Here is a 25,848-nt window from a genome sequence, read left to right on the forward strand (position 1 = left end):
ACCATGCTGGAACTTCGCCCTAACTGTGAACGCTGCGACGTTGATTTGCCGCCATCCTCTCTGGCGGCACGTATCTGCTCGTTTGAATGTACCTTCTGCGCTGACTGTGATGAGCATCTTGCGCATGTTTGCCCCAACTGTGGCGGTGAGCTGGTGCGCCGTCCGGTGCGTCCGGCAGAGAAGTTGCAAAAATACCCGGCAAAATTGCGCAGTTGATCTCAAATGACAATAAATATGATTCGGGCCCGATAGCCTGTTGTGCCTGATGTCGTTATCATGAATTCGTCCCTGACAGAGCTACCACCTTAACTGAGTGCCGGAGATAAGCGCCGGAAGGGACACATCTTTCGACCACCGTAAATCACTCTTCGCCTTATAGCCTTGCTCCCTCTGCCCACATCCCTTGCTCTCTGCTTTCCCGTTCGTCATGCCGGTTCAGTTTAGCCCTGACTATACTCTGATGACATTTTCAGCAGAGAAGCCGGGTGCATCAATGTATTACCACGTCCTGAATGGCGCAGAGTGGCGACGGATCTGGGTGGCTGGCGACATTCATGGTTGCCGCCGCGAACTGGAGGCGCAGTTGCAGCAGCATCAGTTCGACCCGCAGCAGGATTTACTGATTTCGGTGGGCGACATCATTGATCGCGGGCCCGACAGTCTGGGTTGTCTGGCGCTGCTGGACGAGCCCTGGTTTCGCTGCGTGCGGGGAAACCATGAGGAGATGGCGCTGTCGGCGTTGCAGGGGCAGGAAATGGCGCTCTGGCGGATGAATGGCGGCGACTGGTTCTTTGGGCTGCGGGGTGCAGCGTTAATCGCGGCACGTCACGCGTTGCGGCGCTGTCGTGCGCTGCCGCTGATACTTCACCTGCAACTCGGTGAGCGCATTATTGTGATCGCCCATGCGGATTATCCGGCCCGGGAATACGCGCTGAATAAGCCACTCGACTGGCAACAGGTGGTCTGGAGCCGTGAGCGGCTGGAGGGCCTTGAGTCAGGCGACCAGGCGGGCATCCGTGGCGCGGACGCCTTTTACTTCGGTCACACGCCGCTGAAACAGCCGCTGACGATTGCCAATCTGCATTACATCGATACTGGCGCAGTGTTTGGCAATCATCTGACGATGCTACAACTCAAGTGAGTTATCGGAACAGGCGTCCGTCGCGTACCAGTTCGCGTGGATAGCTGTTCTTGATGCGGGTGCCGACTTTTTTCGCCAGCCCCAGCGGCTGTTGCTGATAAGTGACAATCATCTCATTGTGAGCGGGTGCTGTTTCCGGATAGATGTCCCGGCCGCGATACCACTCTTCCGCCTCTGCCGCCGTCAGCTCGAAAGTCTGCGTTGCATCAGGTTGCGCCAGCGCGATGACCGCTTCGTGCTGCCAGCGATAACCTTTGGCAAAGGTCTCAGCCAGCTTCAGGCCAATGCGTGAGAAGCGCACTTTGCCCAGCAGCGGGGTGACGGCTTTTGGGAACAGCCAGATCTCTTTATCACGCTGCCACAGCTCCAGTGCGTCATCCCATTTGATAGAGACGGCCGCGGCAGCCTGGGCAATCTCACTTTCCAGCTTGCGGCTGAGGTGAGAGAAGGGCAGCTTACCGACTTTATAACCTGGCGCCGGAAGGGGCTCGACCGACGCAGTTTTACGCAGACGGGCGACAAAAAAGCCCTCGCTGTCAAACATCTGCGGAAAGACATGCAGGTACCCGTTGGACGTTACGGCCTGCTCCGCACCCTCAAATAACCCATTAAGGGGCAAGACCTTAACCGCGTCCGGATAGCGCTGCAGCAACCCGTCGATCACCTGCTGGTTTTCAATCTGATTCAGGGTACAGGTTGAGTAAACCAGCGTGCCGCCGGGTTTAAGTGCGTGAAACGCACTGTCGAGCAGATCGCGCTGAGTGGCGGCGATCGCTTCCGTGCTTGCCAGCGACCAGTTTTTCAGTGCATCAGCATCTTTGCGAATCACGCCTTCACCGGAGCAGGGAGCATCGAGCAGAATGGCGTCGAACTGTTCCGGCAGCGCTGGCCCGAAGACCCGCGCGTCAAAGTGCGTTAATGCACTGTTGCTGACGCCGCAGCGGCTGATATTGGCGTGCAGCACTTTGACCCGGCTGGAGGAGAACTCATTGGCCAGGATAACGCCCTGATTGCCCATCCGCGCCGCAATCTGAGTGGTTTTAGAACCCGGTGCGGCCGCCATATCCATCACCGCGCTGACCTCTGGCTGAGCGTCAAACAGTGCGGTGACGGGCAGCATGGAACTGGCTTCCTGAATGTAGAACAGGCCACTGAGGTGCTCAGCGACGCTACCCAGCGGCAGGCTCTCATCTTCCCGGCGGATCCAGAATCCCTCTTCGCACCACGGCACCGGCGTCAGTTGCCAGTCATACCCGGCGGTCTGACTCAGGAAGTCGGCCACACTGATCTTCAGGGTATTGATGCGAATACTGCGGCGCAGGGGTTGCTGACTGAAGGCGATGAATTGCGCGAAGCTCGTCTCATCGGGCAGGCTCTGACGCATTAACAAGAGAAAATCGGCGGGGAAAAACGAAGAAGCATCTGACACGGGCACATTCCAGTTAAGGCAAAGGCGGCAGTGTATCATGAGCAAAGAAAACGGGCAGCCAGGCTGCCCGTTCAGATTCAATTAACGCGGAGACGGAATCGCCGTTCCCCAGTTACGCCACTCTTTCGGCGCTTCATCCTGCAGCAGGAAATGTTTATCCGGATTCGCCTGCGGTGCCAGCGGGACCGTCGGTGGCGTCGCAAACTGAATGCCGCCACGAATAAACTGCTGGAAGGTTCCGGTTTTCACCACGCCGCCCACCAGACCGAAGTCGAGGTTGTAGCCTGACGCCTGCCAGAACACCGAGTTATTACGCACCAGATGCTGATATTTCTTACTGATGCGCAAGGCGATCTGCACGCGATCCGCCATCGTACCCAGCGAGGTGCCGGTTACTGTACCCACTTCCACACCACGGAACAGCACCGGCGTACCCAGCGACAGTGAACCCGCCTCTGTGGCATCAACATAAATGTTCAGACCATTCAGATAGCGCGAATCGGTAATGGTGCTCTCCTGCAGTTCGAAGGTACGCACGGTACCGCCTTTGCCCGGATCTACGTTCACGTACGGCTGCAACAGCGTTTCCAGATGATTCACACCGGTGGCGGAAATCTCCGGTGAAACCACCGAAAAACGACTGCCGAGACGGGCGAAATCATTCACATACTCCGGATAGAGCACCGCTTTCGCCACTACCTGATTGTTATCTTTGCTCAACGACAGAGACTCAACCTGGCCGACATTAATACCCAGATAACGAATCGGCATACCGGCAGAAAGTTTGCTGGCGTCATAGGTATGCAGCGTAATCTGACTGCCCACGGCGCGGGCCGCGGTCTCAGAAGGATAGAGCACGCGTTTTGCCCCTTTGACCGACTGCGCACCACTCATATTGTCGAAACTGATTGCGCCTTTTAGCGCGCGGTTGAGCGGCGAAGCCTGCACCGTCAGGCCGCTGCCATTGAGGCTGACGCGTGCGCCACCCTCGGCCCAGAAGACGCTTTCGCTGGTCAGCAGCTTACGGTATTCCGGCTGGATATGAACGGCAATATCAAAGGCGTCAGCACGCGGCGTGACTTTGACAATCTCTCCCACCTGATATTTGCGGTAAAGCACGATAGATCCCGCCTGCACATCAGGCAGGCTGGTGGCGGTCAGCATCAGCGTGGTAGACGGGCCATCGCCGGTAATGCCTTCTTCCGCTTTTTCAGCATCGGCAAACAGCGGATAGGCACTTTTAGGCTCACCTTTTTTGCCCGGCTCCAGCCGGATACCGCCATCCACCCACTCACGTGCGCTGGCACCTAATACCTGCATTCCATCAAGGCCAAACTTCACATCGAGCCGACTGTTAACGATAAATTTGCTGTCACCATGGACCAGGTCGCGATTTTCAGGATTCACGGCCACCACGAAATTGACGCCATTTTCATCCAGTGAACGCGACATCACCTGACCAATCTGCATGCCATGCAGCATCAGCGGCTGGCCCTGATCGATACCGTAGCTTTCCGGTGCGCTGAGTTTGACTGTTAGCACGTTCGGTTTCTGCAGCAGGGTCTCATTGGACGCCAGCACGGTGTAGTGCTGTTGCGGCTCGCCTTCGCCCGGCACCAGTTCCAGCGTGTTGCCGGTCAGCAGTGCGCTAAGGCTGGTATCGGTCAGGCTGATTTTCGGGCTGTGCATCTCAATGCGGGTACCACTTCGCATCAGACCAACAACGGACGGATCAATGGTGAGTTCGCCGGTAACCTTGCCGCCATCCAGCAGATTCAGTTTGGTCAGCGTACCGACCTCCAGGCCCTGATACATCAGCGGGGTGCTGCCTGCTTTGAGATTTTTGCCGTTGGGCAGATCCAGCGTGATCTGCACGCCGCGCTGACTGTGCGCCAGATCGGGATAGAGCCGGTAATTTTGCTCAGCTTTGGCCGTTTCCGACCCCTGGGGTGAGTCAAACGCAATCGCGCCATTAACCAGCGCTGCCAGACTTTCCAGCTGCACTTTAGCCCCACTCAGGCTGACGTCAGCATTCACGCCCGACACATTCCAGAAGCGACTGTTAGTTTTTACGAGGTTAATAAAGCGACGGTCAATCAGCACATCAATCGCCACGCCATCGGCTTTATTATCAATGCTGTAGTCATAGACCCGGCCAACCGGAATTTTGCGGTAATAGACCAGTGAGCCGGTATTGAGCGAGCCAAGATCGGGCGCATGCAGATGAATCATCAATTCGCCGGTGTTCACCCGGTATTTAGGCTGGGTATCCAGCGCGGTAAACGCCTCGCTGGGTTTACCTTTACCCGGCATCATCCCGATATAGTTACCGCCGACCAGTGCATCCAGACCCGACACACCCGCCAGCGAAGCTTTAGGCGTCACCAGCCAGAACTGCGTATCCTCACGCAGCGCGTCGCGCATATCGCTCTTGATGCTGGCTTTAATCTGAATTTTGCGATAATCATCGCTGAGATTAATGCCCTGCACGGTGCCCACTTCCACGCCCTGATAACGGATCGGGGTGCGACCCGGCACGATACCATCCGCCGTCTGGAAATTGATGGTGATGGTGGTGCCACGCTCCTGATAATTGGTCCAGAGCAGCCAGCACGCGATCAGCATCGCAATAATCGGCAGCAGCCAGAAGGGCGAAATTTTGCGCTTATTGCGCAGCGTTGCGTTAGTCGGTGTAGTCGGCGTTTCCTGTTGCATGTGCATCCCAGAGCAGGCGGCTGTCCAGCCACTCAACAGACATAATGGTCAGGATGACGGCCGCGCCGAAAAACAGCGCCGCCGGTCCCATGGTAAAAGCCAGCAGCTGGTCACGATTGACCAGCGACATGGTTAACGAAATAACAAACAGATCGAGCATTGACCAGCGGCCAACCCAGGTGACAAACCGCAGCAACCGGATGCGGGTTCTCAGCCCCTGTTCACAGCGAAAATGAATGCTGAGCAGCAGGGTCAGCATGACCAGCACCTTGATAAAGGGCACCAGAATACTGGCAATAAAGACAATTGCCGCCACCGGAATATTGCCTTCACCCAGCCCCAGGATGCCGGAGAAAATGGTGTCTTCGCGCCGTGAGCCGTTGAGGTAAACCACGGAAATGGGCATCAGATTGGCAGGGATCAACAGCACAATCGAGGCGATCAGTGCGGCCCAGGATTTTTGCAGGCTGTGGCGGCGTCGGAAGTCGAGCGGCGTATGGCAACGCGGACAGCGGCCCCTTTCGTCAGGGATGCTGGTGTTGTGACAGTTCAGACAAACCTGCATCTCGTCGCGGGCCATATTGCCGGGGCTTTGCGGATAAAAATGCTCCCACAACTGCTCCATATTCAGATGGATCATCGTCAGCACGCTGAGCACCGTCAGGGCTATGTAAGCCGCCAGGCCATAGCCAATCTCCAGCGAAGCATAGTCCTGCACTTTAATCGACGCCACGGCAATGCCGATCAGATAGATATCGAGCATCACCCACTCTTTAAGCTTTTCCAGCATCAGCAATACGGGTCGCAGGTTCATACCGAGCCGATTGCCGATGCCGAGATAACAGATGCCGGCCACCAGGGTTACCGGCGCGCCAATGGTGCAGAACGCCACCATTGAGGCCGTCAGCACATCACCCTGCTGGGTCATCTGAATCACGCCTTCCAGCACGCTGGCATTAATGCGCATGCCAAGCAGCCGGATATCCACCAGCGGCAGGGAGAACGCAAAGGGCATTAACACGATCATGGTGGCGGCCATCGCCATAAGACGGGTCATAGACCAGTCGCGACCACTGAGAATTTCAGCGTTGCAGCGGGGGCAATGTGCCGACTGATGCGATTTCACATCCGGTAAGGAAAAAAGGGTATCGCATTGCGGGCAACGCTGATAACGTGCGTGAGGCAATGTCTGGCTGATAGCGTGAATTTTCATAGGGTGATGCAATCTTCGCTCTTCAGAAGGAACAGATATCGGTCATTAAGACATTGTCATTGTGCCTGTTTCGGGCATCACGCTTCGATCCACAGAATGCTAAGGGTATAGCAACTAACGCTATGATTCACCTTGTGGCTCTGGATATTTAAAACTTATTTTTAACGAACGGTCTGTATCACCCGTACAGATGTCATTGGTAACGGTTGAATAATGAACAAAACTGCCTTTTACGCCGATTTGAATCGCGATATGCGCGCCTTACTGGCGGGAGAAACGGCGTTCCTCGCCGCGATGGGAAACTTTAGCGCGCTGCTGTACGAACGTCTCGATGGCGTGAACTGGGCAGGTTTCTACCTGCTGACGGAAGCCGATACGCTGGTGCTGGGCCCGTTCCAGGGCAAAATCGCCTGTGTGCGCATTCCGGTCGGTAAAGGTGTGTGTGGCACGGCGCTGGCTGAAGAAAAAGTGCAACGTGTAGATGATGTGCATGCCTTTCCGGGCCACATCGCCTGCGATGCTGCCAGCAATGCTGAGATTGTGATTCCTCTGAAAGTGAATGGCACTGTGGTTGGGGTGCTGGACATCGACAGCGTGGAGTACAATCGCTTTGACAGCGACGACGAATCGGGGCTGGTCACACTGACTGATGGGCTTTGTGAAGTGCTTGCGAACAGCGACTTAGAAAAATATCTGCAGCTGACGCGCAGCTAATCGACTGGATCACATGGCATTTAGCGATGTTGTCATTATAATGTCGCCTGTTCATGCCTGCGCTGGTCGGCAAACCCGTTGTAATCAGGAAATTTCATGGAAAATCAACCTAAGTTGAATAGCAGTAAAGAAGTCATCACTTTTCTGGCGGAGCGCTTTCCGCACTGCTTTAGCGCTGAAGGTGAAGCGCGTCCGCTCAAAATCGGTATCTTTCAGGATCTGGTAGAGCGTGTTCAGGGCGAAATGGGTCTGAGCAAAACACAGCTGCGTTCTGCGCTGCGTCTTTATACGTCAAGCTGGCGTTATCTCTACGGCATTAAAGCCGGTGCTATCCGTGTCGATCTCGACGGCAATGCCTGTGGCGTGCTGGATGAGCAACACGTTGAGCATGCACGCAAACAGCTGGAAGAAGCGAAAGCCCGCGTCCAGGCGCAGCGTGACCAGCAGCGCGCTGCACGCCGTGAAGCAGGCGAAGGCGAAGAGGGCCCAGCCCCGCGTCGTCCACGCAAGCCCGCGGCACGTAAGCCTGCAGAAGGTGACGCTGCGCGTAAACCGCGTCCGCAGACTACTGCAGCACCGCGGGCGACCGCTTCACAGCATCGCAAGCCAGCCCCACGTCCGGAGCAGGAAGCCCGACCCATCACTGATACCTCAACTTTGCAACCCGGCCAGAGTATAAAAGTTAAAGCAGGCAAAAGTGCGATGGACGCTACCGTTCTTGAAGTATCAAAAGACGGCGTTCGGGTCCAGCTCGCTTCCGGCATGGCAATGATTGTGCGCGCAGAACACTTGCAGTTCTGAAACGGAGGCTAACCCCGGCATGAACACCCTTTTTAAAGTTGGACTTATTGCGGGCCTGCTCTTAGCAGGCCCAACCTTCGGCGCGGAGAACATCACGCGCGCCGACCAGATTCCCCAGCTTCACGAAGACCCGCAGGATCCTACGGTCAGTGAGCGTGTCACGTCGCGCTTTACGCGTTCCCACTATCGCCAGTTCGATCTGGATCAGAATTTTTCAGCGAAAATTTTTGATCGCTATCTGAACATGCTCGACTATAGCCATAATGTGCTGCTGGCATCAGATGTGGCGCAGTTTGACAGCAAAAAAACCACCGTCGGCGATGAGCTACGCAGTGGCAAGCTGGACCTCTTTTACGATATTTATAATCTGGCGCAGAAACGCCGTTTTGAGCGCTATCAATATGCGCTGACGGTGCTGGCGCGTCCGATGAACTTCAGCGGCAATGACACTATCGACATTGATCGCGCGAAAGCACCCTGGCCGAAAACGCAGGCAGAACTGAATGCACTCTGGGATGCCAAGGTCAAATATGACCAGCTCAGTCTGAAGCTGGCGGGTAAAGACGATAATGAGATCCGTGACGTTCTGACTAAGCGTTACAACTTCGCGATCCGTCGTCTGGCCCAGAGCAACGGTGAAGACGTTTTCCAGCTGGTGATGAACGCTTTCGCCCGTGAAATCGATCCGCATACCAGTTATCTTTCACCGCGTAACACCGAGCAGTTCAACACCGAAATGAGCCTGTCACTGGAAGGCATTGGTGCAGTACTGCAGATGGATGACGACTACACCGTCATCAACTCGATGGTCGCAGGCGGCCCGGCAGCGAAAAGCAAAGCGATTACCGTTGGCGATCGCATCGTGGGTGTGGGTCAGCCAGGTAAGCCGATGGAAGATGTAATCGGCTGGCGTCTGGATGATGTCGTGGCAAAAATCAAAGGACCGAAGGGCAGTAAGGTGCGTCTGGAAGTTCTGCCAGCAGGCAAAGGCACGAAAACCCGTACCGTAACGCTGACGCGTGAGAAAATCCGTCTGGAAGATCGCGCGGTTAAACTGACCATTAAAAATGTCGGCAAGCAGAAAGTCGGCGTGCTCGATATTCCTGGCTTCTATGTCGGTCTGACCGATGACGTAAAAGTACAGCTGCAGAAACTGCAGAAGCAGAACGTCGACAGCGTAGTAATCGATCTGCGTACCAACGGCGGCGGTGCACTGACCGAAGCGGTATCGCTTTCCGGCCTGTTTATTCCGAGTGGTCCGGTGGTACAGGTTCGTGACAACAATGGTCGGGTTCGTGAAGACAGCGACAACGACGGCGTTGTTTACTACAAAGGTCCGCTGGTGGTGCTGGTCGATCGCTTCAGCGCTTCAGCCTCGGAGATCTTTGCTGCCGCGATGCAGGATTATGGTCGTGCGGTGATCGTTGGTGAACCGACCTTTGGCAAAGGCACCGTTCAGCAGTATCGCTCTCTGAACCGCATCTACGACCAGATGCTGCGTCCGGAGTGGCCAGCGTTAGGCTCCGTTTCTTACACCATTCAGAAGTTCTATCGCATTAATGGCGGCAGTACACAGCGTAAAGGCGTCACGCCGGATCTGCTGATGCCAACCGGCGTAGAAGCAGCTGAAACCGGAGAGAAATTTGAGGATAACGCACTGCCGTGGGACAGCATCAAAGCGGCGACCTATGCCAAAACCGGTGATGTTAAACCACTGGTTGCGCAGCTGACGAAGCAGCATGCTGATCGCATCGCACAGGATCGCGAGTTCCAGTACATCATGAAGGACATTGCACGTTACAATGCCCTGAAAGATAAGCGCAACATCGTGTCACTTAACCTTGCTCAGCGAGAGAAAGAGAATCACGAAGATGATGCGTCACGACTGGAGCGAATCAACGCACGCTATCAGGCTGAAGGTAAAAAACCGCTGAAAAACCTGGATGAGCTGCCGAAAGATTATAAAGAGCCGGATCCGTATCTCGATGAGACGGTGAAGATCGCTAACGATCTTGCGCAGCTGGAGAAATCCCAGCCAGACGCACCCGCGGCTAAATAATCCGCTGTTGCCAGAAAAAGCACCGCTGAGCGGTGCTTTTTTTTGCGCCCGCAAAAGTTTCCAGTAACGCATGAGTAGCGTGCGACAAGCCGCCTGCAGGCTGGGTTACTTATCGGGCGGGTCAGAATGTAAAGTTATGTCTTTTTAGGCACTTAAACGTTAAGGTCGCTTGAAAAGCCGCCCAATGCTCATAGGATATGGATCCGCGTATAGGCGCGTGAACTACTGAGGAAGATTAACAAAAATGATGCGTATTGCTCTTTTCCTGATGACCAACCTGGCTGTGATGTTGGTATTCGGGCTGATTCTCAGCCTGACAGGGATCCAGTCAAGCAGTGTTCAGGGCCTGATGATCATGGCAGGCCTGTTTGGCTTCGGCGGTGCGTTTGTTTCACTGCTGATGTCGAAGTGGATGGCGCTGCGATCGGTTGGCGGTGAAGTGATTGAACAGCCACGCAACGAAACTGAGCGCTGGCTGGTGGATACCATTGGCCGGCAGGCCCGACAGGCGGGCATTGCGATGCCACAGGTTGCGATCTATCACGCACCTGACATCAATGCCTTTGCGACCGGCGCACGACGTAACGCCTCGCTGGTTGCTGTCTCAACCGGTCTGCTGCAGAACATGAGCCGTGATGAAGCGGAAGCGGTGCTGGCTCACGAAGTGTCGCACATCGCTAACGGTGACATGATTACCATGACGCTGATTCAGGGTGTGGTGAACACCTTTGTGATTTTTGTTTCCCGTATTCTGGCGCAGATCGCAGCGGGCTTTATGTCCGGCAACCGTGATGGAGAGGAAAGCAGCAACGGCAACCCTCTGGTCTACTTTGCAGTGTCGATGGTGCTGGAACTGGTGTTTGGTATTCTTGCCAGCATCATCACGATGTGGTTCTCCCGTCACCGTGAGTTCCATGCCGATGCCGGTTCAGCGAAGCTGGTCGGTCGTGAGAAGATGATTGCGGCGTTACAGCGTCTGAAAACCAGCTATGAACCGCAGGAGCCGAGCAGCATGATGGCGTTCTGCATCAACGGCAAAGGCAAATCATTCAGCGAATTGTTTATGTCGCATCCGCCGTTAGATAAGCGTATTGAAGCACTGCGCAGCGGTCAGTATCTGAAGTAGTGCCAGGCAGATCAACACAAGGCGACCCTCGGGTCGCCTTTTCTGTTTATAGCATCAGGCGCGGGTCTGCGTCATGCGCGACACGCTGACCAGTGCAGCCACGGCGGCAAAGCCACCCGCCAGCAGCAGCGAAACGTGCGTGCCACGCTCATCAAACAGATTAAACATCAGCGCAACCAGCGCGGCACCCATACTCTGACCCAGCAGGCGCGCGGTACCCAGCATGCCACTGGCGGCGCCGCTGCGGTTACGCGGAGCAGAGGTGACAATCGTGTGGTTGTTGGGTGACTGGAACAGCCCAAAACCAGCACCGCATAACATCATGCGCCAGATAATATCGCCATCGCCAGGGTTTGCTGGCAGCCAGGCGAGCAGGAACAGCCCCAGGGCGAACATCGCCAGTCCAATTCCTCCCAGCAGCCCGGCATGTACCCGCTCAATCAAGCGACCGGAAACTGGCGCAAACACCATTGTCGCCAGCGGCCAGGGCGTCAGCAGTAAACCGGTTGCCACCTCATTGCGCAGCAGGACGTTTTGCAGAAAGAAGGGCAGCGAGACCATCGCCAGCATCTGCGCACAGAAGGAACAAACAGACGTTCCCATCGATAGGCTGAAAATCGGGATTCGCAGTAGATCAACCGGCAACAGCGGCACCGCCATGTTTAACTGACGGCGAATAAAGAATCCGCCCACCACCAGCAGAACAACCACCTCCGATAGCACCAGCAGATGACTCTGGCCCTGAGCAAAACCGCTCAATGCGGAGATGATCAGACCAAAGAACAGGGCATTCATGATTGCGCTGGGCACATCGAATTTCTGTGCGGTGGTTTTCTGCGGATTGTCAGGTAGTGTGCGCAGCGCCAGCCAGAGTGCAATGGCCCCCAGCGGGACGTTAATCAGAAACAGCCATTTCCAGCTTGCTACCGAAAGGATCGCGGCCGCTACTGTCGGGCCTGCTGCGGTCGAAACTGCCACCACCAGCGAGTTAATCGCCATGCCGCGTCCCAGATAACGCTGGGGATAGATAATGCGTATCAGCGCGGTATTCACACTCATCAGCGCCGCACCGCCCAGGCCCTGCAGCACGCGGGCCAGGGTCAGCATGGAGAGCGTGGTTGAAAAAGCGCAGAACAGCGAGGTCGCAATAAACAGCGCCAGACCCGCCTGATAGACGCGGCGATAGCCCAGCATATCGCCCAGAAAGGAGAGCGACAGCAGCGAGACGATAATCGCAATCTGATAGGCGTTCACAATCCAGATTGACTGCGCCGGGCTGGCATTCAATTCACGCGAGATGGTAGGCAACGCGACGTTGGCAATCGCGCCATCCAGCACCGCCATGGTCAGGCCCAGCGCAATGGTGATGATAGCCATAAAGCGCTGACGCGTCGGTAATCCATCCTGAGGAGGGGAGAGTGTCATAAATTAACTACTAAGGAAGGTGAATATCATCATGCTAATGAAATTAGCGCTGAAATGCAGCGATCGGATAGAGAAAAAACTGTCTTAAAATATGACTTAATGGTTAAAGCATTGCTGCCATCATGTGCCTCACTCTATACTTACGGTCCGTTCCATTTTTTTTGAAACAGGTTTAACAAGGTGCGCGATGTCCTCTGCTGAAAATGATAAACAGCCCGATTCCGTCTCGTCGGTACTCAAAGTGTTCGGCATTCTGCAGGCGCTGGGTGAAGAGCGCGATCATGGTATCACTGAGCTCGCGCAGCGCGTGATGATGTCAAAAAGCACCGTCTACCGTTTTCTGCAGACCATGAAGTCGCTGGGTTATGTCACGCAGGAAGGTGAGAGCGAGAAGTATTCACTGACGCTGAAACTGTTTGAGTTGGGTGCTAAAGCGCTGCAGAACGTCGATTTAATCCGCAGTGCGGATGTGCAGATGCGTGAGCTGTCGCGTCTGACAAAAGAGACGATTCACCTGGGGGCGCTGGAAGAGGACAGCATTGTCTACATCCACAAAATCGACTCACTCTATAACCTGCGTATGTATTCACGCATTGGCCGTCGTAATCCGCTGCATACCACCGCAATTGGTAAAGTCCTGCTTGCCTGGCGCGACCGAAGCGAAGTTGAAGAGATTTTGCGGGATGTGGAGTTCAAACGTAGCACGGCTAATACGCTATTAAGCGCCGAGGCGTTGATTACAACGCTGGATCAGGTCAGAACACAGGGCTATGGTGAAGATAACGAAGAGCAGGAAGAGGGTTTACGCTGCCTCGCCGTGCCGGTATTCGACCGTTTTGGCGTGGTGATTGCGGGGCTCAGTATCTCTTTTCCCACCATTCGTTTTTCAGAAGATGCCCGCCAGGATTACGTGGCCATGCTGCATCGTGCGGCGCGCACGCTTTCATCAGAGATGGGCTATCACGACTATCCGTTCTGACAACAGCGGGCCATCCGGCCCGCCATTCTACTAGTTATCGATCACTTCTCCGTTTTTCTTCAGCAATGGACAATCCGTCACGCCCACGACGCCACTGTCAGTGTGCAGATACTGCGCGTTGATCACGCCGCGCGCGGTCAGATAGCTGCACTGCAGCCCGAGCCCGGCTGCATTCTTTGTACTGCCGGTTAATACGCCATAGCCGGTAAACAGCATGGCCAGCCAGATCACGGCTAGCAAGCCTATTGTGCGAATAAACAGTTTCATCGTATCTCCTTGTGAAAGATAACTCAGCGCTCCACCTGGGCTGCCGGTTATGATGATATCAGCATGCCTCGCTTTTCGGGCGGGATCGATCAGAGATAACTGAAACGGCAAAATCTGCATTGATGTTAACCCCATTATCTTTTGCGATGGCGACAGGTAGAATGAACGGTTATTAATTTTCCCTTAGTTTTACGAGGCAGTTATGAATGAGTTAGCCGCAAATTCGGGACCTCTGGTCAGCTATGGCCTGCTGGTCATTATTTTGATTGTGGCGTTTATCGCCTGGTTCTTCGTTAACCGGGCCAGTGTGCGTGCCGGTGAACAAATCCGTTTACTGGCGTCTTTGCTGGAAGAGCAGAAGAAACAGAATCAGCTGCTGCGCCGTCTGATTGAGATGCAACCCGGCGCAGAGGTTAAAAAAAGTGAAGACGATCGCGAGAAACGCGACTTTATCCGGTTAATCCCGGAACGTTAATCACAGCAGAGAGGCGGGATGGCCTGGAAAAATCCGTGGTATGACAGCAGTAAGGCGCACCACACGCCAGAGGGATTTTGTAATCCTGAACCGGAGGCACGTAAGCCCGGCGATCTTCAGCGCTGGCGCAAGGCGCGCAAAGCTCAGGGGCTGCCGCAGCCACCGCAGCAGGGCTATCGGGCATTCACCGATCAATGGTGGCAGCCGGCAGATACCCGCGGCCGTGACGATCGCATCTGGTGGCTGGGACATGCCGCCGTGATGTTGCGGTTGAACGGACAATATATCCTGATCGATCCGGCGCTCTCGTCACGCGCTTCGCCGCTGTCGTTTGCCGGGCCGCAGCGAAAAACTCCCGCGCCGCTCAGCATCGCTGACCTGCCGCGTCTGGATGTCGTGCTTATTTCCCATAACCACTACGATCATCTGGATCGGCCAACGGTTAAAGCCATTGTCCGGCGGTTTCCGCAGGCCACCTTTATTGTTCCGCTGGGTCTGGCGAAGTGGTGCAGGGCACGAGGAGTTAAACAGGTTCATCAGCTCGACTGGTGGCAGCAGATAACGCTCGGCGACCTCTGTTTTGATGCGGTACCGGCACGTCACTGGAGTATGCGAACGCCACGCGACCGAAACCGTTCGTTATGGTGCGGCTGGGTCGTGCGTTCTGCTTCTGTGCGGTTCTGGTTCTCGGGTGATAGCGGCTACAGCGATAGCCTGCTGGAGATTCCTTCCCGTCTTGGACCGTTCAGCCTGGCAGCTTTACCGATCGGCGCTTATGCACCCAAATGGTTCATGGCGAGCCAGCATATGGATCCCGATCAGGCGGTGGCATTGTGGCAGGCAGCAGGCAAGCCGCTGACGCTGCCGATTCATTGGGGCGTGTTTGAACTGGCCGATGAATCGCTGGATGCGCCACCGAAAGAACTGTCGGATGCGTTGCGGCGAGCAAACGAGCAGAATGGTGGCTTCGCGCCCTGGCGAATAGGCGAGAGTCGCAGGCTGAATAATCTCGCCCAGGATTTATCTTAAAGCCTTCGGGATAAACAAATCCCGACGGTTTTTTTATCTGATATCAATTTTTTCAAATCAAAAGCTGAATTCCTAATAAGTGAAATCGGCTTCGTTGCTTTTATTCAGAGCAAGTCTGATGTGCCTCTCCTGCTTTTGGTGCAAAAAAAATGTTATTTGTACGAAATAAAAGGTGCTGTACAGGATTGGCAGCCGATTTCTGAGAATTGTCTCCGTTTCCGCTTCGCTTATTCATTCTGTTATTGCCATATTTGTGAAATATTAATTTCTTATGGTATCCATCGGGTTAGCCCTGGCTGTAGAGGTATGAAAGGGCGCTGGCCGCGCTGACGCGTTATTCTCGCGGGATTTTGTAAACCCTGCCTGACAGTCAATGTGAGCCTTCTGGCAATTATGTGTGCAGGCTTACTGAGGCCTTAAAAATGGCTTGCCATTATTTTTAGGATATGTGATAACAATTCCTGAGTTAAACGAGGTACAGTTCTGTTTATGCATGGCATCTTCAGTAAAGAAGTACGAGTAAAGACGTTGACGTTGAATTCCGCTTCCTTGCCGAACCTTAATTAGTGCCTCATGCAGTAATGTCTCTGGTTTTTCTGTATGACAGCCTTCGGGCTAAATAAACATCTAAAGGAATTTGCAAAATGGCAAAGATTAAAGGTCAGGTTAAGTGGTTCAACGAGTCTAAAGGTTTTGGTTTTATCACCCCTGCTGACGGCAGCAAAGATGTGTTCGTACACTTCTCTGCAATTCAGGGCAATGGTTTCAAAACCCTGGCTGAAGGCCAGAGCGTCGAGTTCGAAATTCAGGACGGCCAGAAAGGCCCGGCAGCAGTTAACGTTACTGCTATCTGATTCGACTCCGCCTCGGTGCATTGCACCCTGACACGGAATCTTAAAGCCCTGGCTCTTCAGCCGGGGCTTTCTTTATGCTTCCGATGCGTAAACGTTAAGGTTACACTGCGCCGCGTTATCTGATGCCGGAGCACCTTATGTCCCTGATTTGCCCTCTTTGTCACTCTCCTCTGATCTTCACCGACCGCAGCTGGTGCTGCGAAAATCGCCATCAGTTTGATCAGGCGAAAGAAGGTTACGTTAATCTGCTGCCCGTTCAGCATAAACGGTCACGGGAGCCGGGTGACAGTGCAGAGATGATGCAGGCACGACGGGAATTTCTTGAGGCCGGCTACTATCAGCCGCTGCGTGATAAGGTCGTGAGCCTTCTCGCCCCGGCGCTGGACCAGCAGGAATGCAAGATCCTGGATATTGGCTGCGGCGAAGGCTACTACACTGCCGCACTGGCAGAAGCGGCAGGCACTGGTTCACAGATTTATGGACTGGATGTCGCCCGAATGGCCATCCGGTTGGCGGCAAAGCGTTACCCTGCGGTGCGCTTCTGTGTCGCCTCCAGCCAGCGTTTACCTTTTGCCGATCAGGCCCTGGATGCGGTGGTACGCATCTACGCACCCTGCAATGAAGCGGAACTGGCCCGCGTGCTGAAGCCGGGTGGCCTGGTGCTGACCGTTACGCCCGGCCCGCATCATTTGCAGCAGTTCAAAGCGCTGATTTACCGCGAAGTACAGTTACATGTGCCGGAGCAAAAAGCGTATCCAGGATTCACTCAGGTTAACCAGCAGGCGCTGCATTATCCGATGGCCTTGACCGGCTTAGCGGCGACAACCCTGCTGCAGATGACGCCATTTGCCTGGCGGGCGCGGGAGGCGGTCTGGCAAACCCTGCAGCAGAGCGAGCAGTTTAGCTGCGATGCCGACTTTAGCCTGACAGTGTGGCAGCGCGACTAACGCGCCTCTACCAGGGTGTTATAGATGCGCTCCAGATCGTCGAGTTGCTGCACTGCGATTAGCAGCCGACGCTGTTCGAGCTGGATCACCAGAATGCCATCCTCAGAGAGATTCATCCCCTGAATCCGCCGGTAATCGATCCAGACACCGGCGTAAAATAAACCCTCATTCTTCATCAGTAGCGTAGGTTTTCGCAGCCAGAAGAGCCAGAACGCCAGAAAACTCAGCACCATCAGCAGTGAGGTGGTGAGCTGCGGGCCATGATGAGTGACGTTGTTCCACAGCAGGATAAGCAGCAGGCCGATGAAAATCAGGCTGTCGGCTTTATGCTGCCTGCGCAGCGCCACCCGTAAGCGGGTTGGTCCATGACGACGCGGCAGAATCGCCTCATGGTAAATGGCAAACCCCATCAGGGCGGCGATAAAACACGCAATCAATGCGTCAGTTAAAGACATTACACTACCTCAAACAGGGTGAGCTCAGCCGCTCGTGGCTCAGCTCACCGCGCTTAAAGGCCGGGAACGCAGGCTCCCGGCCGGGTGAAATTACAGACCGAGCAGGCCGATCCAGTAACCAAAGATACCGATGGCAAAGAAGCCAACGATAATCCACAGCGCGTTCACTTTACGACGTAACAGCCACATACAGCCAAAGGTCAGCAGCAGCGGCACCACGCCCGGCATCAGCTGATCAAGGATCGACTGTACCGTGGTGACGGTGGTTTTACCGGTGGAGTCGGTTATGCGCGAGACGACCAGCGGGATGTTAACGTGCGTCCATTTGTTGACCAGCGCCCCCATGACAAACAGGCCCAGAATCGAGGCGCCCTCCGTGAGCTTCTGCAGAAAACCGCCGCCCATGTCGCTGACAATGTCGATCCCTTTACGATAGCCATACGCCACGCCGTAGTAGCGGGTCAGCAGGCGCGCCAGGTTAAACAGGACAAAGAACAGCAACGGCCCCAGCAGACTGCCACTCATTGCGATACCGGCACCCAGCGCGGCAAACACCGGACGCACCGTGCCCCAGAAGATCGGGTCGCCGACACCGGCCAGCGGTCCCATCAGGCCGACTTTCAGGCCGTTAATCGCTGCGTCGTCGATTGGGGCACCGTTGGCACGCTGCTCTTCCATCGCCATGGTGACACCCAGTACCGGCGCGGCCACATAAGGATGGGTATTAAAGAACTCCAGATGACGCTTTATCGCCTGCTTGCGCTCATCGTTGTTCTCCGGATAGAGACGGCGGATCACCGGTACCATTGAGAAGCAGAAGCCCAGCGCCTGCATACGTTCAAAGTTCCATGAACCCTGGAACAGGTTAGATCGCATAAAGACGGCGCGGACATCCCCGGGTGTCAGTTTCTTTTCGACTTTCGTAATATCAACCATGTGCTCACCTGTTCCTTAATCGAGTTCGTTATCAAGATCGTTTGCGGTTGCTGCACCATTTGGTGCTCCCGCCACACGGTTGTATTTCGGGCTGAGCTGAATGTATAGCACCGCCATCACTACGCCAATCACGCCCAGCGCCACCAGGTTGAAGTTGGTGAAGGCTGCAGTCACGAAGCCCAGGTAGAAGAACGGCATCAGGTAGCCGGCGCGCATCATGTTGATGACCATTGCGTAACCGACCACCACAATCATGCCACCGGCGATATTCAGACCGTTGGTGACCACTTCAGGTATAGAACTGAGCAGAGCGTGAACCGCACTGGTGCCGACCGAAATCGCCACAATCAGTGCCGGGATGGCGATACGCATCGCCTGTAACAGCAGGGCAGAGACATGGATCCAGGAAATAGCCGTGAGATTACCTTTCTCGGCAGCTTTATCGGCTGCGTGCTGGAAGGCCACGGTCAGCGTACGCACAATAATAGTCAGCACCTGTCCGGCGGCAGCCAGCGGAATCGCCAGCGCGATACCGGCGCCCACGCTCTGACCGCCAGCGATAACCAGGATGGTCGAGATGATGGAGGCAAGGGCAGCATCAGGGGCCACAGCGGCACCGATGTTCATCCAGCCCAGCGCAATCATCTCCAGCGTACCGCCGATGATAATGCCGGTTTTCATATCTCCCAGCACGATACCAATCAGGGTACAGGCCACCAGCGGACGGTGAAACTGGAACTCATCCAGAATCGACCCCATACCGGCAATACAGGCAACAATAAAAATCAAAATAATTTGTAGCGAGGTTATTTCCATCATACTTCTTGTCCTCAGCAGGATAACGATGAGCCCGGAAACGCAGGCGCAGACGTGCTTCTGTTATGCGTTAACTTTTGCAATCAAATCCATCATTTTCAGTTTCTGGTCACTGGACACTTTACGCACTTCCAGTTCAATATTGCGTTCATTGAGTTTACGGAAGGCCGCAATATCTTTTTCATCAACCGAGACCGCATTGTTGACCTGGGTTTTCCCCTGGCGGAATGCCATCCCGCCGATGTTCACCGTTTTAATATCTACCCCCTGTTCTACGACGCGCAGAACATCGGTAGGATTGGTAAACAGCAGCATCACGCGATCCTGACCATACTTCGGGTTATTCCACACCCGCACCATCTTATCGACATCCACTACATGGGCCGTCACCCCTGGCGGGGCGACCTGGGTCAGCAGGGTCTTGCGCACGTGATCGTTGGCGACTTCATCACTGACCACGATAATGCGTTGCACGTTGGTCTCTTTGGTCCAGCGCGTTGCGACCTGGCCATGAATCAGGCGGTCATCAATGCGCGTAAGCCCGATTTTCATATGATCGCCAGGCGCCATCGGTTTAGCCGGTTGCGCCGCAGCGGCCGGTTTTACCGCAGCCGGTGCCGGTTCGGCTTCTTTGGCTTTCAGGGCTTTAACCCCTTCACGGCCGGTTTCCACCGCAACGGCGACCAGTTCGTCAAATCCGGGATCGTCATCGCGCGCCATCAGGGTTTCGACCAGCATCGGAATATTAACTCCAGCGATGACCTCATATTGGGGCTTGTCGACCACGATACGGCTGGCCGCATTAAACGGGCTGCCGCCCCAGGTATCGACTAAAAACAGGACCCCCTTGCTGGTATCCAGTTCTGCCAGTCGTGCGTTATATTTTTCAATCAGCGTTTCTGCATTTTCACCGGGGACAAAGTCTATCCAGCCGACATTGTCCTGCTCGCCCAACAGCATTTCTGCTGTTTTAAGCAGTTGTTCCGCTGCCCAGCCATGTGTACCAATTACAATCGCAATGGTCACGTGCTACCTCCGTTCGCTAGAGATGCTCATCTGAGTCAATGAACTGTTTTAAGTCATGCTTTGGTTATGGTTTTAACCGGGTGGTTCTGTTAGTCGGTATAGCGTCGACAAAACATGGGGTAATGACGTTAAGGTGATAAAGTCGCGATTTATTTTAGTGATCGAAAAAATAAATTATGTGATGTCTGTCAGCTATTCACCCTGTGAAGAGGCGAGTCACCTTTTTTATGCGCCTGATCATCCACTCTAAAGATTGTAAAAATAAGAAAATTTTTTGACGCAATTCGCCGACCTGATACATTAACGTTCTGTTTATTACTCAGGAGTAACGGGCTTCAGCCCACCTTTATGGATCGTCACCGACGTCGCTTAACCTGTTCTTTGCGCCTGCTGGCGCGTCACCTTTCGCCTCGCGGCATTTTCACCGCTTTCCCGACTACCCGGATGTCACGCTTGACTGCGCTGATACGCACCGGCTCAATCTGTTCCCTGTTCTGGAGTCATAAATAATGGAATTTTTATTCGACCCCTCAATCTGGGTGGGTTTGATGACCCTTATCGTGCTGGAAATTGTATTGGGCATCGATAACCTGGTGTTTATTGCCATTCTGGCCGACAAACTGCCGCCTAAGCAGCGTGATAAAGCACGCTTAATCGGTTTGTCGCTGGCGCTGGTAATGCGTCTGGGCCTGCTTTCGCTGATCTCCTGGATGGTCACACTGACGACGCCTCTTTTCAGCGTAGGCGGTTTCAGCTTTGCAGGTCGTGATTTAATTCTGCTGGCGGGTGGTCTGTTCCTGTTGTTTAAAGCGACGATGGAGCTACACGAGAGGCTGGAGAACCGGCAGCTCGACGGGTCAGGTAATCGGGGATATGCCAGTTTCTGGGCAGTTGTGACACAGATTGTGGTGCTGGACGCGGTTTTCTCGCTGGATGCCGTTATCACCGCTGTGGGTATGGTCAACCACCTGCCGGTGATGATGACCGCCGTGGTGATTGCGATGGGTGTGATGCTGCTGGCGTCTAAGCCGTTAACCAACTTCGTTAACGCGCATCCGACCGTGGTGGTGCTCTGTCTGAGCTTCCTGTTGATGATTGGCCTGTCCCTGGTGGCAGAAGGCTTTGGCTTCCATATTCCTAAGGGATACCTCTATGCGGCGATTGGCTTCTCGATTCTGATTGAGATGTTTAATCAGATTGCGCGTCGTAACTTTATTCGCCATCAGTCCAATCGGCCGATGCGTGAACGCACCGCAGAGGCGATTCTCCGCCTGATGGGTGGCCGCAACCGCGCACATCAGGCCAGTAATAGCAATACCAGCAGCAGCGAAGAGGCTGCGCTGGCGGAAGCAATGCCGCAGGAAGCATTTAAAGATGAAGAGCGTTACATGATAAATGGCGTCCTGACGCTGGCTTCCCGCTCAATTCGCAGCATCATGACGCCGCGTGGTGATATCTCCTGGGTCGATGCGAATCGTCCGGTGGATGAGATTCGCGGTCAGTTACTGGATACGCCGCACAGCCTGTTCCCGGTCTGCAGAGGTGAGCTGGATGAAATTGTCGGCGTAGTGCGCGCCAAAGAGCTGCTGGTGGCGCTGGAGCATGGCACAGACGTCGCGACCTTTGCGGCTAACACGCCGACCATCGTGGTACCGGAGACGCTGGATCCGATCAACCTGCTTGGTGTGCTGCGTCGTGCCAGAGGCAGCTTCGTGATCGTGACCAACGAGTTTGGCGTGGTTCAGGGTCTGATTACCCCGCTGGACGTGCTGGAAGCGATTGCGGGTGAATTCCCGGATGAAGATGAAACGCCCGACATCATTGCGGATGGGGATGGCTGGTTAGTGAAAGGCGGAACCGATCTTCACTCACTGCAGCAGTTGCTCGACTTCCATGAGCTGGTCGATCCGACAGAAGACCACGCCTCGCTGGCAGGCCTGTTGATTGAGCAGAAAGGGCAGTTACCGGTGCCGGGCGATGTGATTGATATCACTCCGCTGCACTTCCAGATCATTGAAGCCACTGACTACCGTATTGATCTGGTGCGTGTCACCAAAGATAAACCGCATGACGAGAATGAAGAAGGTTAATTGTTCGCGTTGTTGCTAAGGCGATGCCGGTATCACCGGCCACGCTGAATCTTCCCGACAGCCGCTGCTTCAACGCCGCGGCTGTTTTGTTATCTGTGGACATCAGCCTGATGCAACATCAGCCACGCCGGAAAATCCTGCAGCGGCATCGGACGGGCGAAATAGTAGCCCTGCAGATGATCCACGCCACGTTCGCGCAAATAATCCGCCTGCTCAGCCGTTTCTACCCCCTCAGCCACCAGACTGATATTCAGACGCTGGGCCAGCGAAATGACCATATCTGTCACCGTGGCGTTTATCGCGTCAGTACCGATGGCCGCAGTGAAAATCTTGTCGATCTTCAGTACATCGGGCTGCAAATCTTTCAGGTAGGAGAGTGAGCTGTGACCGGTGCCGAAGTCATCAATGGCCAGCCGGACGCCGATATCGTGCAGTTGCGTAATCACCGACTGATCCACCACTGGAAGGGCATCCCGCTCGGTGAGTTCTACCACCAGTTTTGGCACAGGGTTGGCTGGCCACCACAGATTTTGCAGATCCTCAAGAATGGCGCGGTCGCGAAAATGGCTGGCAGCAACGTTGATAGCGATATGGAAGTCGGGATCCAGGGGGAGCTGAGGCAATTCTCGTACCACCTCATTCAGCACAAAGCGCGTGAGTGGCTTGATCAGATTCTGGCGCTCTGCCAGCGGAATAAAGACATCCGGCGCTATCCAGCCCTGACGGGCATTATGCCAGCGCAGCAGCAGTTCAATGCCGTCGCACTCACCGCTTCTGGTGTTGATTAGCGGCTGGCAATAAACCATAAACTCTTTGGCGGTGATGCCATAACTAATCTGCCAGCTCAGACTCATACGATTTGCGGTCGCCAGCCAGACGATGTAGCCCATCAGCAGGCTCAGCAGCAGCGCCAGCGGCAGCTGTGAGGGAAGCGTCGCCAGTGCCAGACGGGTCGGTGAAGGGCCATAGAGGGTCAGCGTAAACGGATAGCGCAGCGAGCCCTGCTCATAACTCACTTCATCGTCAGCCGCCACCGTTGACTCGATCATCGGATTACCATACTCCAGGCTCTCTCCGTTGACGTTAAAGACGGCGCGTTCAACCCAGGGCAACTGCGGCTCCAGCAGATAATTGCTCATCATTTCGATGTTAACCACCTGCAAAATTCCGGCGCGGTTATCCTGGCTCTTTGGCGTCCACAGCAGTAAAACCGGTGAACCTTTAAGCAGATAATCATCGGTTATCAGCGTCATACGCTGACTGTTAAAGGCTAAATCGGGCCAGGTCTGGCTAAAGGGGATATTACGCGGCCCATAGATACTGGAGCAGTAGAGCACGTCGTTATCCACCAGCAGGATCGCCCGGACCGTCTGCAGGGAAGAAATTTTTTCGATGAGTGGAAAGCGAACATCCTGACAGGGAACACCAACCAGACCCAGCGTGTTATTCGCTGAAACCTCGAGCGGTGAGAACATCCGGTCAAACCGCATAATGGCTTTGTTGGCGAAATCCATCGCCTGCTGTTCGATACGTGACTTCTCTTCAATATAGCGAAAGGCCAGCGTTAATATCATCACCACAAGGGCGATTGAAAGTGCAATGAGTAAACGCTTGCGTCTGAATTGTCCAACAAATTGCTGGGCCATAAACATCAGTATCCACCTTCCCAAAAAGCCAGTAAAAAAGCAAAACACGACGGGGTAAGTATCGGCACGGCCAGATCAACATTGAGGCCGGAAGACAGAAAGCGGGTATGGAAAGCTGCAAAAGCCGGACGGCTGCGCGGAAAACACTCTACCGTTTAAACCTGCGCCGGGATAGCGCAGGATACGGATTTTATTACGTTTGCACGTTATTTAGACAGTTAAACGTTTCGTTTAATCACACTGAACTTTAATGGCCAGACCACCACGCGAGGTTTCACGGTATTTCGCGTTCATATCTTTGCCGGTTTCATACATGGTCTCAATGACCTTATCCAGCGAGACGCGGGGTTCGCTGGTGCGACGAAGTGCCATTCGCGCCGCATTAATCGCTTTAACCGAGGCGATCGCATTACGCTCAATGCAGGGCACCTGAACCTGACCAGCGACCGGGTCACAGGTCAGCCCCAGGTTATGCTCCATGCCGATTTCAGCCGCCACGCAGACCTGCTCCGGACTGCCGCCCAGCAGTTCAGCCAGACCGGCCGCCGCCATAGAACAGGCCACGCCCACTTCGCCCTGGCAGCCCACTTCCGCGCCTGAAATAGAGGCATTCATTTTGTACAGCACGCCTATAGCGCCAGAGGCGAGGAAATAGCGCAGGAAAATGTCGGGTGTCACTGGCTCGATAAAGTGATCGTAGTAAGCCAGCACCGCAGGCACGATACCGCAGGCACCGTTAGTAGGCGCGGTCACGACGCGGCCTCCCGCGGCGTTTTCTTCGTTAACGGCCAGCGCATACATGTTGATCCAGTCGATAACAATCATCGGATCGCTGGAATGCTTATCAGAGGAGGTCAGCAGGCGACGCAAGGAAGCGGCACGGCGTGGCACACGCAGCGGCCCAGGCAATACACCTTCGGTATTCAGACCGCGATCGATACAGGCCTGCATCGTCTGCCAGATGTTCGTGAAATAGGCATGGATTTCGTCGCGGTTGTGCAGCGCCAGTTCGTTTTTCATCACCAGGCCAGAGAGCGACAAGCCGGTTTCACGGCAGTGTGACAGCAGATCTTTGGCGGAGTGGAACGGCCAGGGCACTGAGACTTCATCCAGTGCCGATTGTCCAAAATGCTCTTCATCCACGATGAAGCCGCCGCCTACGGAGTAATAAGTCTTCGACAGGATCAGCAGATCGCCCGTGAACGCCAGCAGGCGCAGGCCATTTTCATGCAGCGAGAGATTCTCACTGCGGAACACCATGCCGCCTTCGCGTGGGAAATCGACTTCATGTGCGCCTTTTGCCAGCAGCAGCCGCTCACGCTGTTCAACATCTTTAATAAACGCAGGGATCGCATCAATATCCACCGTGTCCGGTGATTCACCCGCCAGACCCATAATGATGGCGATATCTGTGTGATGTCCTTTACCGGTCAGAGACAGAGAACCATACACATCTACGGCGATCCGGGTGACCTCCTGCAGCTTTCCCTGTTCGCAAAGCAAATCCACAAACTGCTTACCCGCTTTCATCGGGCCGACAGTATGCGAACTTGAGGGGCCAATACCCACTTTGAACATGTCGAAAACACTAATCACAGGTGACACTCCTCACAATTATTATCAGTCTGCCGGGGCAGTTTATGGCGCCCATAGTAATAGCCATGCACCAGGAAAGAGCGGCTTTTCGCATGAAATAAACTTATCA

Annotated in this window: 23 protein-coding genes; 12 read left to right on the forward strand and 11 right to left on the reverse strand. The window is 54.7% G+C overall.

Annotation, left to right across the window (positions count from 1 at the left end):
- Positions 1 to 3: 3 nt before the first annotated feature.
- Together HZZ01_RS03655 and HZZ01_RS03660 are read left to right on the forward strand one after the other, a co-directional pair.
- Entirely contained in the window at positions 4 to 216 is a 213-nt protein-coding gene (locus HZZ01_RS03655) for a DUF1272 domain-containing protein (RefSeq protein WP_179895544.1), read from the forward strand.
- A 277-nt stretch (positions 217 to 493) separates the two neighbouring features.
- On the forward strand, positions 494 to 1,141 hold the full coding sequence (locus HZZ01_RS03660; protein ID WP_179895545.1) for a metallophosphoesterase: 648 nt from the start codon (positions 494 to 496) through the stop codon (positions 1,139 to 1,141).
- A 1-nt stretch (position 1,142) separates the two neighbouring features.
- On the opposite strand, the gene rsmF is transcribed toward HZZ01_RS03660, so the two are convergent.
- From rsmF to yebS, 3 genes are all read right to left on the reverse strand, one after another.
- Positions 1,143 to 2,570, reverse strand: a complete 1,428-nt coding sequence (rsmF, locus tag HZZ01_RS03665) for a 16S rRNA (cytosine(1407)-C(5))-methyltransferase RsmF (RefSeq protein ID WP_370463409.1) — start codon at positions 2,568 to 2,570, stop codon at positions 1,143 to 1,145.
- A gap of 81 nt (positions 2,571 to 2,651) precedes the next feature.
- Positions 2,652 to 5,285: a PqiB family protein gene (locus HZZ01_RS03670; RefSeq protein WP_179895546.1), complete on the reverse strand. Its 2,634-nt coding sequence runs from the start codon at positions 5,283 to 5,285 to the stop codon at positions 2,652 to 2,654.
- Complete coding sequence (gene yebS / locus HZZ01_RS03675) at positions 5,254 to 6,498, reverse strand: membrane integrity lipid transport subunit YebS (RefSeq protein ID WP_179895547.1); 1,245 nt, start codon at positions 6,496 to 6,498, stop codon at positions 5,254 to 5,256. The genes HZZ01_RS03670 and yebS overlap by 32 nt, the downstream gene beginning before the upstream one ends.
- 213 nt (positions 6,499 to 6,711) lie before the next feature.
- Between yebS and HZZ01_RS03680 the strand changes: the two genes are divergently transcribed.
- The 4 genes from HZZ01_RS03680 to htpX all read left to right on the forward strand — a co-directional run bounded on the left by HZZ01_RS03680 (position 6,712) and on the right by htpX (position 11,198).
- Positions 6,712 to 7,212 (forward strand): GAF domain-containing protein, encoded by a 501-nt coding sequence (locus tag HZZ01_RS03680; RefSeq protein ID WP_033732889.1) that lies wholly within the window; start codon positions 6,712 to 6,714, stop codon positions 7,210 to 7,212.
- Between the two features lie 96 nt (positions 7,213 to 7,308).
- A complete protein-coding gene (gene proQ, locus HZZ01_RS03685; protein WP_179895548.1) occupies positions 7,309 to 8,013 on the forward strand; it encodes an RNA chaperone ProQ in 705 nt (234 codons plus the stop codon).
- Positions 8,014 to 8,032: 19 nt separating this feature from the next.
- Positions 8,033 to 10,072 (forward strand): carboxy terminal-processing peptidase, encoded by a 2,040-nt coding sequence (prc, locus tag HZZ01_RS03690; RefSeq protein WP_179895549.1) that lies wholly within the window; start codon positions 8,033 to 8,035, stop codon positions 10,070 to 10,072.
- Between the two features lie 244 nt (positions 10,073 to 10,316).
- Positions 10,317 to 11,198: a protease HtpX gene (gene htpX, locus HZZ01_RS03695; protein WP_179895550.1), complete on the forward strand. Its 882-nt coding sequence runs from the start codon at positions 10,317 to 10,319 to the stop codon at positions 11,196 to 11,198.
- Between the two features lie 54 nt (positions 11,199 to 11,252).
- Here the strand turns inward: htpX and HZZ01_RS03700 are convergent, their stop codons facing one another.
- Positions 11,253 to 12,623, reverse strand: a complete 1,371-nt coding sequence (locus HZZ01_RS03700) for an MFS transporter (protein WP_179895551.1) — start codon at positions 12,621 to 12,623, stop codon at positions 11,253 to 11,255.
- 187 nt (positions 12,624 to 12,810) lie between these two features.
- Between HZZ01_RS03700 and kdgR the strand changes: the two genes are divergently transcribed.
- Positions 12,811 to 13,602: a DNA-binding transcriptional regulator KdgR gene (gene kdgR / locus HZZ01_RS03705; protein WP_179895552.1), complete on the forward strand. Its 792-nt coding sequence runs from the start codon at positions 12,811 to 12,813 to the stop codon at positions 13,600 to 13,602.
- Between the two features lie 30 nt (positions 13,603 to 13,632).
- On the opposite strand, the gene HZZ01_RS03710 is transcribed toward kdgR, so the two are convergent.
- Positions 13,633 to 13,869, reverse strand: a complete 237-nt coding sequence (locus HZZ01_RS03710) for a YobH family protein (RefSeq protein ID WP_179895553.1) — start codon at positions 13,867 to 13,869, stop codon at positions 13,633 to 13,635.
- 202 nt (positions 13,870 to 14,071) lie between these two features.
- Here HZZ01_RS03710 and HZZ01_RS03715 point away from each other — a divergent pair, with 202 nt between their 5' ends.
- The 4 genes from HZZ01_RS03715 (at position 14,072) to rlmA (ending at position 17,174) form a co-directional block, all read left to right on the forward strand.
- On the forward strand, positions 14,072 to 14,344 hold the full coding sequence (locus HZZ01_RS03715; RefSeq protein ID WP_179895554.1) for a YebO family protein: 273 nt from the start codon (positions 14,072 to 14,074) through the stop codon (positions 14,342 to 14,344).
- A gap of 18 nt (positions 14,345 to 14,362) precedes the next feature.
- Complete coding sequence (locus tag HZZ01_RS03720; protein ID WP_179895555.1) at positions 14,363 to 15,373, forward strand: MBL fold metallo-hydrolase; 1,011 nt, start codon at positions 14,363 to 14,365, stop codon at positions 15,371 to 15,373.
- 644 nt (positions 15,374 to 16,017) lie between these two features.
- Positions 16,018 to 16,227: a transcription antiterminator/RNA stability regulator CspE gene (gene cspE, locus HZZ01_RS03725; RefSeq protein ID WP_003852684.1), complete on the forward strand. Its 210-nt coding sequence runs from the start codon at positions 16,018 to 16,020 to the stop codon at positions 16,225 to 16,227.
- Positions 16,228 to 16,364: 137 nt separating this feature from the next.
- Positions 16,365 to 17,174: a 23S rRNA (guanine(745)-N(1))-methyltransferase gene (rlmA, locus tag HZZ01_RS03730; protein WP_179895556.1), complete on the forward strand. Its 810-nt coding sequence runs from the start codon at positions 16,365 to 16,367 to the stop codon at positions 17,172 to 17,174.
- Here the strand turns inward: rlmA and HZZ01_RS03735 are convergent.
- From HZZ01_RS03735 to manX, 4 genes are all read right to left on the reverse strand, one after another.
- The gene (locus HZZ01_RS03735; protein WP_179895557.1) at positions 17,171 to 17,629 is read right to left on the reverse strand and encodes a DUF986 family protein; all 459 of its coding nucleotides are present in this window, start codon (positions 17,627 to 17,629) and stop codon (positions 17,171 to 17,173) included. The genes rlmA and HZZ01_RS03735 overlap by 4 nt on opposite strands.
- 90 nt (positions 17,630 to 17,719) lie before the next feature.
- Positions 17,720 to 18,565 (reverse strand): PTS mannose transporter subunit IID, encoded by an 846-nt coding sequence (locus tag HZZ01_RS03740; RefSeq protein WP_090960351.1) that lies wholly within the window; start codon positions 18,563 to 18,565, stop codon positions 17,720 to 17,722.
- A 15-nt stretch (positions 18,566 to 18,580) separates the two neighbouring features.
- Entirely contained in the window at positions 18,581 to 19,381 is an 801-nt protein-coding gene (locus tag HZZ01_RS03745) for a PTS mannose/fructose/sorbose transporter subunit IIC (RefSeq protein ID WP_033743088.1), read from the reverse strand.
- A 63-nt stretch (positions 19,382 to 19,444) separates the two neighbouring features.
- Positions 19,445 to 20,407 (reverse strand): PTS mannose transporter subunit IIAB, encoded by a 963-nt coding sequence (gene manX, locus HZZ01_RS03750; protein ID WP_179895558.1) that lies wholly within the window; start codon positions 20,405 to 20,407, stop codon positions 19,445 to 19,447.
- Between the two features lie 509 nt (positions 20,408 to 20,916).
- Here manX and HZZ01_RS03755 point away from each other — a divergent pair.
- Entirely contained in the window at positions 20,917 to 22,497 is a 1,581-nt protein-coding gene (locus HZZ01_RS03755) for a TerC family protein (protein ID WP_179895559.1), read from the forward strand.
- Between the two features lie 89 nt (positions 22,498 to 22,586).
- On the opposite strand, the gene HZZ01_RS03760 is transcribed toward HZZ01_RS03755, so the two are convergent.
- Together HZZ01_RS03760 and HZZ01_RS03765 are read right to left on the reverse strand one after the other, a co-directional pair.
- On the reverse strand, positions 22,587 to 24,149 hold the full coding sequence (locus HZZ01_RS03760) for an EAL domain-containing protein (RefSeq protein WP_179895560.1): 1,563 nt from the start codon (positions 24,147 to 24,149) through the stop codon (positions 22,587 to 22,589).
- A gap of 225 nt (positions 24,150 to 24,374) precedes the next feature.
- On the reverse strand, positions 24,375 to 25,739 hold the full coding sequence (locus tag HZZ01_RS03765) for an L-serine ammonia-lyase (protein WP_179895561.1): 1,365 nt from the start codon (positions 25,737 to 25,739) through the stop codon (positions 24,375 to 24,377).
- Positions 25,740 to 25,848: the final 109 nt, after the last annotated feature.

This window comes from Pantoea sp. WMus005 (assembly GCF_013415305.1).
GTDB lineage: Bacteria > Pseudomonadota > Gammaproteobacteria > Enterobacterales > Enterobacteriaceae > Pantoea > Pantoea rara.

What these genes read in the sequence shown, in the direction of transcription:
- HZZ01_RS03655 (WP_179895544.1), top strand. Translation starts at nt 4, where the DNA reads ATGCTGGAACTTCGCCCTAACTGTGAACGCTGCGACGTTGATTTGCCG.
- HZZ01_RS03660 (WP_179895545.1), top strand. Translation starts at nt 494, where the DNA reads ATGTATTACCACGTCCTGAATGGCGCAGAGTGGCGACGGATCTGGGTG.
- HZZ01_RS03670 (WP_179895546.1), bottom strand. Translation starts at nt 5,285, where the DNA reads ATGCAACAGGAAACGCCGACTACACCGACTAACGCAACGCTGCGCAAT.
- yebS (WP_179895547.1), bottom strand. Translation starts at nt 6,498, where the DNA reads ATGAAAATTCACGCTATCAGCCAGACATTGCCTCACGCACGTTATCAG.
- HZZ01_RS03680 (WP_033732889.1), top strand. Translation starts at nt 6,712, where the DNA reads ATGAACAAAACTGCCTTTTACGCCGATTTGAATCGCGATATGCGCGCC.
- proQ (WP_179895548.1), top strand. Translation starts at nt 7,309, where the DNA reads ATGGAAAATCAACCTAAGTTGAATAGCAGTAAAGAAGTCATCACTTTT.
- prc (WP_179895549.1), top strand. Translation starts at nt 8,033, where the DNA reads ATGAACACCCTTTTTAAAGTTGGACTTATTGCGGGCCTGCTCTTAGCA.
- htpX (WP_179895550.1), top strand. Translation starts at nt 10,317, where the DNA reads ATGATGCGTATTGCTCTTTTCCTGATGACCAACCTGGCTGTGATGTTG.
- HZZ01_RS03700 (WP_179895551.1), bottom strand. Translation starts at nt 12,623, where the DNA reads ATGACACTCTCCCCTCCTCAGGATGGATTACCGACGCGTCAGCGCTTT.
- kdgR (WP_179895552.1), top strand. Translation starts at nt 12,811, where the DNA reads ATGTCCTCTGCTGAAAATGATAAACAGCCCGATTCCGTCTCGTCGGTA.
- HZZ01_RS03710 (WP_179895553.1), bottom strand. Translation starts at nt 13,869, where the DNA reads ATGAAACTGTTTATTCGCACAATAGGCTTGCTAGCCGTGATCTGGCTG.
- HZZ01_RS03715 (WP_179895554.1), top strand. Translation starts at nt 14,072, where the DNA reads ATGAATGAGTTAGCCGCAAATTCGGGACCTCTGGTCAGCTATGGCCTG.
- HZZ01_RS03720 (WP_179895555.1), top strand. Translation starts at nt 14,363, where the DNA reads ATGGCCTGGAAAAATCCGTGGTATGACAGCAGTAAGGCGCACCACACG.
- cspE (WP_003852684.1), top strand. Translation starts at nt 16,018, where the DNA reads ATGGCAAAGATTAAAGGTCAGGTTAAGTGGTTCAACGAGTCTAAAGGT.
- rlmA (WP_179895556.1), top strand. Translation starts at nt 16,365, where the DNA reads ATGTCCCTGATTTGCCCTCTTTGTCACTCTCCTCTGATCTTCACCGAC.
- HZZ01_RS03735 (WP_179895557.1), bottom strand. Translation starts at nt 17,629, where the DNA reads ATGTCTTTAACTGACGCATTGATTGCGTGTTTTATCGCCGCCCTGATG.
- HZZ01_RS03740 (WP_090960351.1), bottom strand. Translation starts at nt 18,565, where the DNA reads ATGGTTGATATTACGAAAGTCGAAAAGAAACTGACACCCGGGGATGTC.
- HZZ01_RS03745 (WP_033743088.1), bottom strand. Translation starts at nt 19,381, where the DNA reads ATGGAAATAACCTCGCTACAAATTATTTTGATTTTTATTGTTGCCTGT.
- HZZ01_RS03755 (WP_179895559.1), top strand. Translation starts at nt 20,917, where the DNA reads ATGGAATTTTTATTCGACCCCTCAATCTGGGTGGGTTTGATGACCCTT.
- HZZ01_RS03760 (WP_179895560.1), bottom strand. Translation starts at nt 24,149, where the DNA reads ATGTTTATGGCCCAGCAATTTGTTGGACAATTCAGACGCAAGCGTTTA.